Source organism: Caballeronia glebae (genome assembly GCF_001545035.1).
Lineage (GTDB): Bacteria > Pseudomonadota > Gammaproteobacteria > Burkholderiales > Burkholderiaceae > Caballeronia > Caballeronia glebae.
In genome coordinates this window covers 161361-173666 of record NZ_FCOJ02000009.1, presented here as the reverse complement: position 1 = coordinate 173666, position 12306 = coordinate 161361, and the positions used below count along the sequence as shown (strand labels likewise).

Below are 12306 nucleotides of genomic sequence, written 5' to 3'. Positions count from 1 at the left end.
AGTCGGACGGCTTCTTTGAGCACGGTTTCACCGCCTGTTCAGGCATCGACCTCAACCACACCACAACTGGAGTGACAATGAATGTAAAGGACGTCAAGCTGTCCCCGGAACAGTGGATTGCGTTGCTCCAGAAGTATGGAGTGCCCGCAAGCTCACTGACTGGGAAGGGCGCACCCTGTCCCATCTGCGGCGGAAACGACCGCTTCACCTACGACAACAACCGCGGTCGGGGCGACTGGGTATGCCGCAAGTGCAACGACGGCGACCGAAAAGCCGGCGACGGCTTCGAGCTCATCTGCAAGTCTGCCGGAATGACCTTCCGCGAACTCATGATCGAACTTGAAGGCGGCGGTCTGGCCGATGCACGGCAGAGCCGAGCACAACCGGCAGCCCCGGCGCCTGGCCGAAAGGTCGATCCTCAGTGGGCGCGCAAGCGCCTCGACTCTATGTGGGATCGAGCGACGCTGGTCGGTTCCGATGGCCTGGTTCCGCGATACCTGCGCGAACGGGTGCCCGGTTTGACAGTGGCGCCGTCCGCGGCACTGCGCATGGCGATGCTCGATTACCGCCACGAGAAGAAAGTTATCGGTCAGTGGCCGGGCATCCTCGCTCGCTTCACGCTGCCGGATGGCCGTCTAGGAACGCTGCACCGCACGTTCCTTGAACGCACAAAACCGGCGAAGGCGTCGATCGTCACTAACGATGGCGAGATCCTTCCAGCCAAGCTGAACGACGTGACGCTTCATAAGCTCAACGGCGGCGCAGTCCGGCTGATGGATCCAGTCGATGGCGAAATCGGCGTCGCGGAAGGTCTCGAGACGGCGTATGCCGCGCACATGCTGTTCGGTGTTCCGGTCTGGTATTGCCTGAATCGAATCCTTCTGGCCGATTTCGTAGTGCCGGACGGCCTTGGCATCCGCGTCGTCCATATCTTCGCGGACTTTGATGCGGTCGACCCGCGTACCGGGAAGTCGCCGGGCGTCGATGCTGCATTGAAGCTGGCGAAGCGGCTGCGAGTTGAAGGCTACACGGCTATGGTTCACCGTCCTAAGAAGCGGGAAACCGACTTCGCTGACGAGTGGTCGGCATCTCAACTAGCGCATCGCCCTGCCGTTGGAATGGTGGTGCGCCGCGACGAACGAGAAGCACTGCACGTTTGATTTGTTTGATTCCGCGGCCGTTTGGCTGCTAACAGTAACTTTTTGCCCGGTGGGGATTCGTCCCCGCTGGGGCCGCAATCCGCCCGAGCTTTTCCAATGGAGAAGAGGAAATGAGCTTCAGCATGATTGTTGGCCGGTATGAGATCGTGGCAACTTCCGGCGTCGAAAACGGCTCGGTCAGAGTAGGGAAGTCGGAGGCGGAAGCCTATGACGTGATCGACAGGAAGCGTGGCGGTCATGCCCGCTTGGAGAAACAAGGCGTCACGCTGGACACTGCTTGGTTTTACTGCATTCGTCGACAGGCGAACGCACAAGGGGTGACCCTGCTGCATTGATATCCATCGCTATAAAAAAAACCCGGCCAACGTGCCGGGTTTTTTTTTGTCCATAGCTTCCAGTGCTCACCATGTACTAGCCTTAACTTTCAGGGCAACTTTGAACACATAAAGCGCGACCTTTATCGCCGGAACCATCACGCCGCTAGCCCAGAAAGAACCGACGAGCGAGAGCCCAAAGATCCAGTTGCATAACGGTGTATCCGGCAAGCGAGCAGCGACGCACGCGACGAAGAAAAGAGTTCCCGCAGTCAGCGCCCGACGAGCGACCAAGGGCAAGGCCAAGAATTTACCGAACATCATCGACCTCGTCGGGTGAGCGGAACACAGCGCGATGGCAGAAATATGCTGCCTCGCAAGCAGCCAGCGCGGCAGCCACGAAAATCCACATGCGCACGCCGCGTGTCCAGTCAAGCTGCGCCAAGTTTTCGATAAAGCTCATTATTTCTCCGTTGCGTTGCAGATTTTAACTATATACGTCCCTATCTTGCCATCGACTAGGCGAAGTCAAGCTTTCGGCGAGTGCACATGCGACTGCGCATTTGGCAGCGCAAGCGCCGCTGAAAAGCGGCACGTGCCTTCTCGACCTATCTCCGCCTCACCCTACGTTCAAGTTTTCGGCTAGGAACGCGTAGTCGAAGTCAGGCTGGTCATCGCGCACTGGCGCGATTCGCTTAGGAGCGACGGGACTCTCGCTGCGCGCAGAACCGATTGCAGCTTCCGTTGTTGCTGATGTGTTGGCTGATGTCGGCGTGGGAGTCACCCCCGCATGAAGAACCGGGACGCTGCCCCGCAGAGCATCATCTGCTAAGCGCTTGAGCAGCGCCGCCCGTTTCCTCGGATTGGAGACCGCAACTAGAGCATCAAACAACGTTGGCGTCGCGATTTCGCTGATTGTTACTTTGATCTCCAAAGCGCCTGTCATGCGGGCACCCCTTCCTTGCGCTTCTTGTCGCGCAGCAGCGTTGCCTCACCAGCGGCGAGGAACCCCCTTACATTCGTGAAGCATGGCTCTGCCATATGGTCGATCCTCAAATGGGGAAACCGCGCTTGTATCTCAGACCTATACAGAGCCGCACCGCCACCAGTTAGAACGATGGAGCGAATGTCCACTGTGTTCTTCACGCCTGCTTGAATAGCTTTAACCGCGGCGTCGATAACCGTCTGCGCCGCCGGCAGAAAATCCTGCAAGTCATAGTCGTTCCCGTTGAGCAGGAGAGTGGATCCCGTGCGAAGCGCCTTGTCGATCCGCTCAATCCCCTGCGTGTCGATATGCAGCTTTTCCTTGATGACTGCGGCGATGGCTTCGTAATAGTGAGACGCGCCGCTGTGGTGGCCGCCGCTGCGCTCTTCGTCGATCGTCAGCCCGGTTGCTACCACCCAGTCCGTAGTGAAGTAGCCGACATCAATAATGAGGTGCGGGTCTTCCTTGTCGAACTCGTGGTACCGCGAGAAGTTGACCAATGCGCCGAGAGGCTGCGGAAGCACGATGACGCTGCCCACATCGAACTCCACGTCGCCGTATGCATTATTACCAGCAAATGCACTGCGCAAATGAGCAACGTGGGTGTGGAAATTCCTCATCGGCAGGCCAAGAACCAGGCGGTCGACCGATGCGATGTTCGCGAAGTGGAACGCACCGGCCAGCAGCGCGGCATAGCTGGCAGTCGTGCAATAGTCGTCGTTAAGTGTCGCCCCCGCGTCGCCGTTTCGCGAGCTCAACAGCACGCCGGGACCGACCTGATAGCGCTTTCCCTCGACGTCCACCGCGACAGTCTTGGGCGTCGTGATCAAACCCGCGCTTTCTTTGGCGATCGTGTGCGCCTTGTACGGCGGGGTCAGCGACGGAAACATAAAGGTCGACACGTCGGAGCCGTTGCGGAATGCGATCTTAGTGTTGCCATATCCGACGTCAACAGCAAGGACGGGTGCATGTACTTTCATGGTGTTCATTCTCTCTCCAGAGCAATTCGGTAGGTTCAACCCATCTGCTAGTTATCTGACAGAAAAGTGGCAGACGGGCGTGCGCGCTGGTCCCTTTTGTCGAAACTGTCCGGATAACTGTCAGTTAGCTCTCCATGAACGGTGAGATGGCGAATCCGCCGTGTGAAGCGCCTCAATCTGTCAGTTATCAAGACGAAATCGGTAGGAAAAGTCCCCGTTACGCCTGTCCAACTCTACAGATCGCAGCGCAATGTCAAGGAAGCAAAAGCTCGCAACATTTAGGCAGCTTTTAACTCTTCGCATCGCCACCGCGCCGGTATTCTTTTAATTACCAACCGCGCGCATGCGCATCGACCCTCCTGAAAAGGACCATCGAGGGGACCGCTTTGCCTAGCGAAAACCCCCTCTGTCACCGCCGCAAATTGAAGCGGCCTTTTTCTTAATCTAATCAAGTTCAAAGCGACCCAAAGTGAGGACGCTGGACACGCGATATCCATTGGGTTTGCGGGCGGTTTTGCCCGAGTGTCCGAGATGAGACGGATTGGGAGCGCGCGGACACTTGTCCGTGGCTGCTCTTTTTCCAGCTCAAGGAGGATGGACGCATCCTTACAGCACACGACGCTGGGTACGTTGCATGAGGTCCGATACACCGCGACCGAGTGAACGCGCTTTGGGATGGGGGACCAGCTAGGCCGACACGGCGAGTTGCTCCCTGTACGAAAGACGAACGGGCGGCGCACCCGGAAAAAGAGCAGCGCAAGAAGATTACCGAGCACTTGGCCGAGGTCGTGCCGTCGCAAAGACGGGGCACACCGGCGCGCAACAGCGCGTCTAGGGCCGGCGCGGTAGCCGTGGCAGCGGCATAGCCGAATCGCACAGTTTTAGCGGTGCGCGGTTCGACTGCTGGAGCAGCAGGAGATACACAACGACGAGAGATTCCGCGAAGCGGGCCCGCGTTGGAAGTACTCCGGCAGCAAACCAGCGGCAGTCAACACGCGAAGCGTGACGACTGGCAGCGCGCAGCAGTACGGAGGTCGATGCACGTTTCTTCCACGTGCGGGGCTATCGAATGGAATCGCTAAAGGACAGGAAGGCAGGACCCGGCGGGGATACGCAGCGGCTGTGCGGCATGACCCAGGGATAGGCTCCTGAGGCATGCGGCGCGGTGGCACGGAAGGGCACCGCTCATAGCTGAGCCCGGTTGCTGACTCGTCTGCATAAAGGAGAATGCGGTTGGTAGAGCCGCTAAGAAATGACGTTTCGCGAGCAGAAGTCGTCTCGAAATACATGGCCATTGAGTCGTGTGGGCTGGACCGGTACCGCACCAATGCGAGCGCTGATGTGCACTGAGATGATCGACAGGTCAGGCGCTGATGCGCTGACGCGATTGCTATGTGAGTGGACGCCCAGGACGGAAGTGTTATCGAGCGTCGCCACCTTGACACTGAAGCGCTGCCAAGACGGAAGCGATGCACAAGGGACACAGACACAGCACTTTCCGACTGCCCCGAAACAAAGCCGACGACGTCGGATTTTCACGCTGGTAGATCACGCCTTCGAGGCTGAAGTTGCGTGGTCTCTATGGCGGCTGTCGATTACCTACGGTTTCGACGATACCCGATCCAAGCGAAGAGCACTCCGGCATGCGGCGATAGCTGGATGGATTTGTGGCACGTGCACGGATGGCGGCGTCCCGGATGGTTTTTCGCGGTCATGTCAGTTGGAATTGGCATTCGAGAGGGGCCGAGCAATCTACGCGGTGGATGAAAAGCGGCAATCAACAAACGAGGAAGGAGCATCCGAATGACAGTAACCGTCTATGTGAAGGGCATCGTTGCCGGCTATCCCGAGCTTCCACCCGCGTTCCGGGATGCACTTGAAAAGATCTTCACTCCGAACGTCAACCGTGTTCACAGCCGTACCCGTGTCAGCAATAAGCCGATATCCGTCGGGACGCAGGAGCCCCGACTGCAAAAGCTTTGCCGTTCGTTTGTTGAGCTTCGCCAGATCGGCTACGCAATACAAACACCGTATGCGCTCAAGGAAAAGCACATCGAAGGTCTGGTGGCACTATGGCACAAGAACGGCCAGTGTCCCGGGACCATCGAGAACAAGTTGACGTACTTCCGCGCGTTCTCGAACTGGATCAATAAGCGGAACCTGGTCAAAAAGATGTCGGAGTACATTGATCCAGCCGCGCACGACTTTCAGCGCACCTCTGTGGCGACGGAGGACAAGTCATGGGAAGGCAAGGGGATCGACGCGGTAGCTATCATCGAAGAGATCGCGAAGACGGAACCCGTGGTCGCAGTGCAAATGAAGCTGCAGGCGGCCTTCGGTCTACGGGTCGAAGAGAGTCTCCTGTTGCGGCCGAAAGACGCAGTCCGTAAAGACGGAAAGCTCAGCGTGGTCCACGGCACAAAAGGTGGTCGTGCTCGTGTGGTGCCGATAGAGTTCAAGTTGGATGTCCTACTTGAAGCTGCTCAACATACCAACCGGTCTACTGGCTCGACTATCCCGGACGGCTATACCAAGACTCAGTGGAAGGACCACTTCTATACGGTTCTCAAACGCCATGGTGTAACGAAGTCTGGCTTGGGCGTTACGTGCCACGGCCTAAGGCATCAGTTCTTGCAGCAAATGTTTGAAAAGTACACCGGCGTTCCTGCGCCGATCAAAGGCAGCGAACAGAGGGCCGACCCGGCGCTACATCGCGAAGCGATGCAAGCCGTGGTTGAGGCGGCCGGCCATAGCAAAGAGCAAAAGGCCGGTGCTTATCTGTCCAGCTATTCTGTCCAGAGACGACTGAAGACGCCTAAGCCGACAATTGAACAGGTCCAGGAGGCACTGGCTGCAAGCGATGGCAATAAAAAGGCAGCCGCGAACGCGCTCGGCATCTCAAGAACGGGCCTATACCGCATTTTACAATGCGAAAAGCGTGCCGAATAAGGGGGATGTGCATATTCGGCACGTTTTGTAACAGTAGTTTTGTTCTTTAATTTCAACGACTTGGTTTTTCGCGCTACAAAAACGGGACGCTCTCCGGGGAGCGTCTTTATGCGCTTTTCAGCCCAAGAGCCAGCCCAACTGCGGACTTGTCATCGCGTGATACGTCAGAATGACGCCGAGGGCGAGCACGGTTAAAAGCTGCGGCGCGAGTTTGTTGCGGAGCCGGTAGGCGACGACGATGTACTGAATGGGCGACATATACGGTCCTTGTTTGTCGTGTCTAGTTGCTAGGTCCACTCAGTATGACCGTCGCTAAACGAAGTCAAGTCACCAGCGGTTGCGGTCGGGGAGGTCATCGACCGCCTCGTTGACGCTGTTCTCAAAGTTGCCTTCGTCACCGCCTGTCGCGGGAATCCGGGGAAACTGGACCGAAGCGATTCCGTCAATATATATGCGCTTCGCTAGCTGCTGGAGCTTTCGATATCGCGCCGCATCGCGGAGGACTGTGTCGACTGGCCAGAACTCGCTCATTGTGACTTTGCTGTCGACGATTTTCTTGGCGAGCATTTGAAAGATGGGCCCGCGATTCTGCCAGTCGTCTTCGTTCCTCGAGAGAAGGTCAATTAGGTAAGCAGCGTCGACCGCGCTAATTTCTTTCCTGACAAGCTGAAGCAGATCTCCCTCGGTGGCTTTTGGCCGCCGCATCCGTGCATTCCAAATCTCGCCGGCCTTATCCAGTGCCGCGTAGCGGTCGTTGCCGATCGGTATCCAAGGCGTCTGCATCCCGCATTCTTCGCAGAAAATGCAGCAGACCTTCTCGTAAGGGACGTCGTACGGTGAGCGCGGTTCCATGTCTTGCATGGGCGGCGCCAGGCTGTTGCCAAGGCCAGCGAAGTCACGCTTCGGAGCCGACGGACGGCCGACTAATCGCTGGGAGAATCCGAAAGACCACTTTCCGCCGCAATGGTCGCAGGGAAAAAGTTCGTCAGTCATGGCGCTGTCCTGTCGCCGGCTCGCCGGCGGTTCTAGTTTTGTAAGCCGCCGTGAATTATAGCGACCGGCGTGAGGGCGCCTGACCGCGCTCGCCGAAAGTCACCTTTCCAGCCGGCCAACTAGATCTTTCCAGTGCCATCAGTTGCTTCTCGAGTTCATCGGCAGACAGTCGATGCAACTCGCGTTCGTCGTCGCTTAGCGGGATGCCGTTTGGCATGCGCTTACTTTCGACGATGTCGCGTAGTGCGTTGATCGCGGTTCTCAACGCCAAAACTGGACGGACCTTCATCGCGAGTACCTCCTTGAGAGGATTACGGCGCAAGGCGTCAGTCGGAAAACGTCATGCCGCTACGCGGTTCGCCGCAATCCCATTGTAGTCTTCGTGACTGACCAAGCGTAACGGTGCGAGTGAGGGGGCGTCAAAGAGCAGGCGATAGGATCGGCCGACCGGCACGGAAACCAGCTTGCCAGCCGAGGACTTGATGTACTTTCCGTCGAGCGAGAATGGATGCACGCCGCTACTGACCTTCGCGAGCAGGTCTCTTGCCTCTCGTTGTACGGCCGACAGGTGCCGCACCATGGATAGGTCGATCGGATCGTCGGTCGTCGAGAGGCGCTTCGCAGTGCGCTTCTCCTCGAGCGCGAGACGGCGCTGTGCCTTCTGGTTCTCAGCAGCTGCGCACGCGTGGCAGTATTTTCCCTTGCCGCTGTGACCGCATTCGAAGTTTCGTTTCATGGTGCATTCCTAAGTCGTTGGTGACCCTATTGCACCATTGTTCGACGGTTGGTCAAGTGTCGGTAGACGACTTATTCAGGCTTCTTTCGCCCGGTGAGATCGCATCGAGCTCCTGCGATAGCTCCAGGATCCGTGCGTCGGCGAGCTGGATGCGAGATTTGAGCCGGTCGATGTGCCCCATCGCTAATGCGTACTGCTCGGACAGCATCGACAGCGCCCAAAAAGGACTGAGCGTGGCATCACAATCGGCGCACATGACGATACCGCCGCGTTCGACAAGTCGGAGGTTGCGATGTACGCACTTCGCCTCAGCACCGGCGAGCGCGTTAGTGGCGACGGCTCGCCTTTCGAACGGAATGACCTTGCGCATCGACGCAGTTATAAATTACGCCCGGGCGTATCGATGCGCGAGATATCGACGGCTGTGCTGGCGTTGGGCGGAAACAGCACGCTGGAGATGGCAGCGTCGCGACGATAGTGAAGTTCAACGGCATCGAGAAATTCTCGAAAGGACGCGGTATCACCGGGCGCGACCCCCAGGTCCCGGTTCGCGAAACGGAGGTCGGTTGGTGCGAACGCGTGCTGCTCCAACGATGCAACGTGAGCAACATTGGGCAACCACCACCGGTTCCAACGGATGGTAAAAGCGAGCCATCCCTTGCCTGACCGCTCCAGTTCGTCCCAAGTCGCGTGAAAGTCGAGTATTGCACCGAGGGAGCTGAAGAACACCGCGCGCAGGGACGTTTGGTCCGTCGCAGCAACAACGATCTGCTTGCGTCGTTCGTCGACCGCGTCAATGGTGCTTGCCATCGCCAGCGCGGGGTAGTTCACTTGCCAGTCGGCGTTACGCGCGACTGCACGATTCAGAAAGAACGAGTTCGAGGCCATATCATTTGCGCAGCACTAAGAATGCGCTCAAAGTACCCTATAAGGAGCGACGGTCAAGTCAACGGTTTAGGAAGCCGTACTGACGCGAGGTCGGCCGGCGGTATCCACTCAACGCACGGCGTTGCGGCGCGCGCGTACAGCACCTGTTTCTCTTTCTTGCGGGCAAGGTATTGCTCATTGCCTTGCATCCCATAAATTTCGATCGCCGTCGGCTGTCGGGTATCGGTCAGTTGAAAGTCGGGCAGCATGACGTCGCCGGCCTCGAGCCTCAAAGGCTTGATGAAACGTCGGCGCTCGGCAACGAGCCGGTTGGCCATCTCTACCTCATAGCTCGAATCGCAGGGAACGAAACTGCTGCTGCACAGTTGCAGCGCAAGGTCGATGATCCGAAGATTTCCGTCCCTTGTCCGCTCGATCAAGGCGAGAATCACGACGCGCGCGCTAGCGTTACCCGTCATCGCCCAGGCGGACCTGAACGACGCGGCGGCCGATTCGATAACGGGTGTGGAGGCGAAGAATGTGCGCTTCGTTTGACGCAGCGCGACGACGAAGCCGTACTTCGAGGCCACCACGCCGCGGAGCTCGCCGAGCACCAATCGGCGTTGAGAAGCTTGAGGTGTGGTCGTGATCTCGTCTAGAAACGCATTGAACTCGGCGACAATGGATTGAGCTTGGTTCTCGTCGTGTCGACGCATGACATGCAAGACCTCGTGGATGGGCTTGCCGTTAAGCTTGCCATCGCCAAGAGCGGCCACAAGCTGTGCGTTGCACTGACTCCAACCGCGCGTAGAACCTCCTTGCCAGACGTGCAAGTTGGCCTCGAGCCAAACGCGTTGCAGAAACCCGAGGAGCGGTGCGGCGCGGCGAGTTGTGGTGGTGAGCGAGGAGCCGCCTTCAGCGCGTATCGACCGTTCGAGCGTTCGAACAGATAGCGAGGCGTCGAGCTTGACGTTCAGCCCTGCGGGCGTTTGCTGGATCGCACTGAGGGCGTCGGGCGTTCTTCCATCTTTGATGGGCGCCGCGGCATAGAACGGACATGAGATCTCGTCGTGGTTGGGCCCGTCGTCAGGCCATCTTGCGAGATGAAAAAGCGCGCCGTAGCGTCGCACAACGAGGCGCAAGAGTCTGCCCGCGACGCGCTCCTGGCAGCGGCATACAGCGTAGCCCGGTGACTTCTTTGCGCGTTCGAGCTGGCGTGCGTACCGCGCCGGGTTGTCTTGTACGTCTTCCAGTGCGACGGTGAGTCCGTCAAATGACACTTGCACGATGTCTTGAGGCCTCGCTCAGTGTCAGGTCCACCTGATGCGCAGGAACCTTGTGTATATCTGCCCGGGTCCCGAGGAGATTGGCCACTTTGCGTACGCTCAGGCAAAACTGCTCGGCGTGCTCGCCGCTAGGAAAGCGAAGGCCGATCGTCTTTACAGCGCCGGGCGCTGCTTCATCACGCGAGAAAACGGAGCCCGTTCCGACCAACGCGTCGATCCAGCTGTCTGGGAAGCCGGGAGACGGTACCGAGTCAGCACGCGCGCCGGCGGGGTCCTTCGTGAAGTCCTCGAAGCTAACAACGATCAGATTCATCTTGTATCGGTAAAGCGAGGTTGGATGGCACGGCGCTAGGCGGCAACGGTGTCGGCTTCGCGCGTCACTCGGCCGCGAGCCACGTGCGCGTCGTAGAGCGCAACGGCTCCCATGATGGCGACAATCGCACTGAGGCCACATGCCGCCAGCAAAGCGGCCAAGCGCTTTTCGTTGGCAGCGAGTTCCGCAGCGCGCAGTTTCTCTGCTGAGTCCAGGTCACGTCGCTGAGCTGCTAGTGCTGCAGCAAGCGCCGTCTCGTCCCTGAAGCCGTATTTCGACAGCAGCGACGGACGGCCAGCGGCCGGGACGTGTTCCATCGCGTCGGACAAGCCCTGGAGTCGTGCGGCGATGCTGGTATCAACAACGACCTGAACGGCTGAACGTTCGATCGTGAATTGGCGCGCGACAACGCTGACCGCTCCGGTCATGCCGATGGCTGAGGCACTAAGGAGCGCGATGGTCGCAATGTGACTTACTTTCATGGACGTGCTCGAAGGGATTGCACGCACGCGCGTGCACCTCGGAATTCTGATCTCAGCAGGCCAGCGGCGGACCGGCGAAAGGGACCGAAATCGTTGCGCCTTTTGAGGAGGATGCGCGCGCTCACGCGTTTTCCGCCGACCGCGGATGTATCGCAAACATCGGGCGGCGGCTGAGGTTATCCCCAAGGTTAGCCACAGAAACTGTGGATAAGGTTTTCAGGCCTTAGCACGAAAGACACCATGAAAAGATCGCCTTTCGTGTCAGCGGCGGAACCTCGTGCATGTACTGTTGCAGTATCACCCGCGCTTCTAGCGCATCGACGATGCGGCGCTTAGCAAGCTCACCGCGCAATCAATTTCCTTTTTCAACCCGCAGGGGCATGTCCCCTTCGCGGGCGTGCGCCTGCTCATTCCATGGAGCAATCGCATGTACACACAACTGATCGAGCAGTTCAAGACGGCCCAAACGGCAGCAGCAGTGGCCTATCGCGCCGTCGTTCAGGCGGAGCGCGATGTCTTCGCAGACGGGCTGACCGAGTATTCGGCGATGGAAGTGCGCAGCGAATACAAGGTCGAACGCGAGCTCAACACGTTCTGTCGTAGGGTGCTGTCCCGGCTTGTGATGGAGGCAAGCCGCAAGTTCGCGCCCGCCGGCGGCAGAATCGAGATTGACCAGAGTCGCGAACTCGACCGATGCGGCCTCGATATCGAAGAGGATCTGAGGAAAAACAAGATCCCTGACTTGGACGGCTTCTGGCAACACCTCGAGCGGACCTTCGGCGGTGAAGCTGGCGAGCGCGTTGCGTTCGAGCAGGCAGCCAAGGCCATCATCGACGGCTTCTGGCTGAAGCCCGATAGCGAGATCAAGCGCACGAGCAGCGCGGTGATCCTTGAAAAGCGCGTCACCTCCCAGTCGTGCTTCCATTCGAAGGGGCAACGCGAGGTCTATTACTCCTCTCAGCAGGCGGTCGCCACAACCTTTGACGGCTTGGCGACCTTCGCGAAGAAGCATCAGTTCGGCGCGCTGGCGATGCAACTGCGCAACTTCAGCGTCCACCGACTGACTTTTTCCACTCGCGAGAAGCTGTCGTTCGCGGGGCTGGAGATCGTGCTGTTCAACGACAAGTGGCAGTTCAAGTTCGCTCACGACGTGGGTGACGCGTTGTCCCTCTTCATTAGTGAGTTTGGCGCCAAGTACCTCGCCTCGCGCGACCGCTACTAAAGCGTTCACCGTTCCATCC

17 protein-coding genes are annotated in these 12306 nt (G+C 58.5%); 4 read left to right on the top strand and 13 right to left on the bottom strand.

Annotated features, from left to right (window positions below; all coding sequences use genetic code 11):
* Positions 1-77: 77 nt before the first annotated feature.
* Positions 78-1160 (top strand): DUF7146 domain-containing protein, encoded by a 1083-nt coding sequence (locus tag AWB82_RS09000; RefSeq protein ID WP_086966776.1) that lies wholly within the window; start codon positions 78-80, stop codon positions 1158-1160.
* A gap of 110 nt (positions 1161-1270) precedes the next feature.
* A complete protein-coding gene (locus AWB82_RS08995; protein ID WP_035511697.1) occupies positions 1271-1495 on the top strand; it encodes a hypothetical protein in 225 nt (74 codons plus the stop codon).
* A 66-nt stretch (positions 1496-1561) separates the two neighbouring features.
* On the opposite strand, the gene AWB82_RS37610 is transcribed toward AWB82_RS08995, so the two are convergent.
* The 4 genes from AWB82_RS37610 to AWB82_RS08985 form a co-directional block, all read right to left on the bottom strand.
* Positions 1562-1798: a hypothetical protein gene (locus AWB82_RS37610; RefSeq protein WP_061120708.1), complete on the bottom strand. Its 237-nt coding sequence runs from the start codon at positions 1796-1798 to the stop codon at positions 1562-1564.
* The gene (locus AWB82_RS37605; protein WP_159462577.1) at positions 1785-1937 is read right to left on the bottom strand and encodes a hypothetical protein; all 153 of its coding nucleotides are present in this window, start codon (positions 1935-1937) and stop codon (positions 1785-1787) included. The genes AWB82_RS37610 and AWB82_RS37605 overlap by 14 nt, the downstream gene beginning before the upstream one ends.
* Positions 1938-2093: 156 nt before the next feature.
* On the bottom strand, positions 2094-2420 hold the full coding sequence (locus AWB82_RS37010) for a hypothetical protein (RefSeq protein ID WP_143756695.1): 327 nt from the start codon (positions 2418-2420) through the stop codon (positions 2094-2096).
* The gene (locus AWB82_RS08985) at positions 2417-3448 is read right to left on the bottom strand and encodes a PRTRC system protein D (protein ID WP_235023238.1); all 1032 of its coding nucleotides are present in this window, start codon (positions 3446-3448) and stop codon (positions 2417-2419) included. The genes AWB82_RS37010 and AWB82_RS08985 overlap by 4 nt, the downstream gene beginning before the upstream one ends.
* Before the next feature lie 1794 nt (positions 3449-5242).
* Between AWB82_RS08985 and AWB82_RS08980 the strand changes: the two genes are divergently transcribed.
* The gene (locus AWB82_RS08980; protein WP_061120707.1) at positions 5243-6388 is read left to right on the top strand and encodes an integrase domain-containing protein; all 1146 of its coding nucleotides are present in this window, start codon (positions 5243-5245) and stop codon (positions 6386-6388) included.
* 117 nt (positions 6389-6505) lie between these two features.
* On the opposite strand, the gene AWB82_RS37600 is transcribed toward AWB82_RS08980, so the two are convergent.
* From AWB82_RS37600 to AWB82_RS08940, 9 genes are all read right to left on the bottom strand, one after another.
* The gene (locus tag AWB82_RS37600; protein WP_159462576.1) at positions 6506-6646 is read right to left on the bottom strand and encodes a hypothetical protein; all 141 of its coding nucleotides are present in this window, start codon (positions 6644-6646) and stop codon (positions 6506-6508) included.
* A gap of 69 nt (positions 6647-6715) precedes the next feature.
* The gene (locus tag AWB82_RS08975) at positions 6716-7381 is read right to left on the bottom strand and encodes a Lar family restriction alleviation protein (RefSeq protein ID WP_035968627.1); all 666 of its coding nucleotides are present in this window, start codon (positions 7379-7381) and stop codon (positions 6716-6718) included.
* 55 nt (positions 7382-7436) lie between these two features.
* The gene (locus AWB82_RS08970; RefSeq protein WP_086966774.1) at positions 7437-7670 is read right to left on the bottom strand and encodes a hypothetical protein; all 234 of its coding nucleotides are present in this window, start codon (positions 7668-7670) and stop codon (positions 7437-7439) included.
* Positions 7671-7721: 51 nt separating this feature from the next.
* Positions 7722-8117, bottom strand: coding sequence for a DUF7682 family zinc-binding protein (locus AWB82_RS08965; RefSeq protein WP_061120706.1), 396 nt, complete (start codon positions 8115-8117; stop codon positions 7722-7724).
* A gap of 52 nt (positions 8118-8169) precedes the next feature.
* On the bottom strand, positions 8170-8487 hold the full coding sequence (locus AWB82_RS08960; RefSeq protein WP_077161686.1) for a hypothetical protein: 318 nt from the start codon (positions 8485-8487) through the stop codon (positions 8170-8172).
* An 8-nt stretch (positions 8488-8495) separates the two neighbouring features.
* Positions 8496-9005 carry a hypothetical protein gene (locus AWB82_RS08955; RefSeq protein ID WP_235023237.1) on the bottom strand — a complete coding sequence of 170 codons (510 nt, stop codon included), beginning with the start codon at positions 9003-9005 and terminating at the stop codon, positions 8496-8498.
* Between the two features lie 53 nt (positions 9006-9058).
* Positions 9059-10270, bottom strand: coding sequence for a DUF1173 family protein (locus tag AWB82_RS08950; RefSeq protein ID WP_235023236.1), 1212 nt, complete (start codon positions 10268-10270; stop codon positions 9059-9061).
* Positions 10254-10583 carry a hypothetical protein gene (locus tag AWB82_RS08945; protein WP_086966772.1) on the bottom strand — a complete coding sequence of 110 codons (330 nt, stop codon included), beginning with the start codon at positions 10581-10583 and terminating at the stop codon, positions 10254-10256. Before AWB82_RS08945 ends, AWB82_RS08950 begins: the two co-directional genes overlap by 17 nt.
* 35 nt (positions 10584-10618) lie before the next feature.
* On the bottom strand, positions 10619-11065 hold the full coding sequence (locus AWB82_RS08940) for a hypothetical protein (RefSeq protein WP_077161689.1): 447 nt from the start codon (positions 11063-11065) through the stop codon (positions 10619-10621).
* A gap of 427 nt (positions 11066-11492) precedes the next feature.
* Between AWB82_RS08940 and AWB82_RS08935 the strand changes: the two genes are divergently transcribed.
* Positions 11493-12287, top strand: coding sequence for a hypothetical protein (locus tag AWB82_RS08935; protein ID WP_086966771.1), 795 nt, complete (start codon positions 11493-11495; stop codon positions 12285-12287).
* Positions 12288-12306 lie beyond the last annotated feature (19 nt).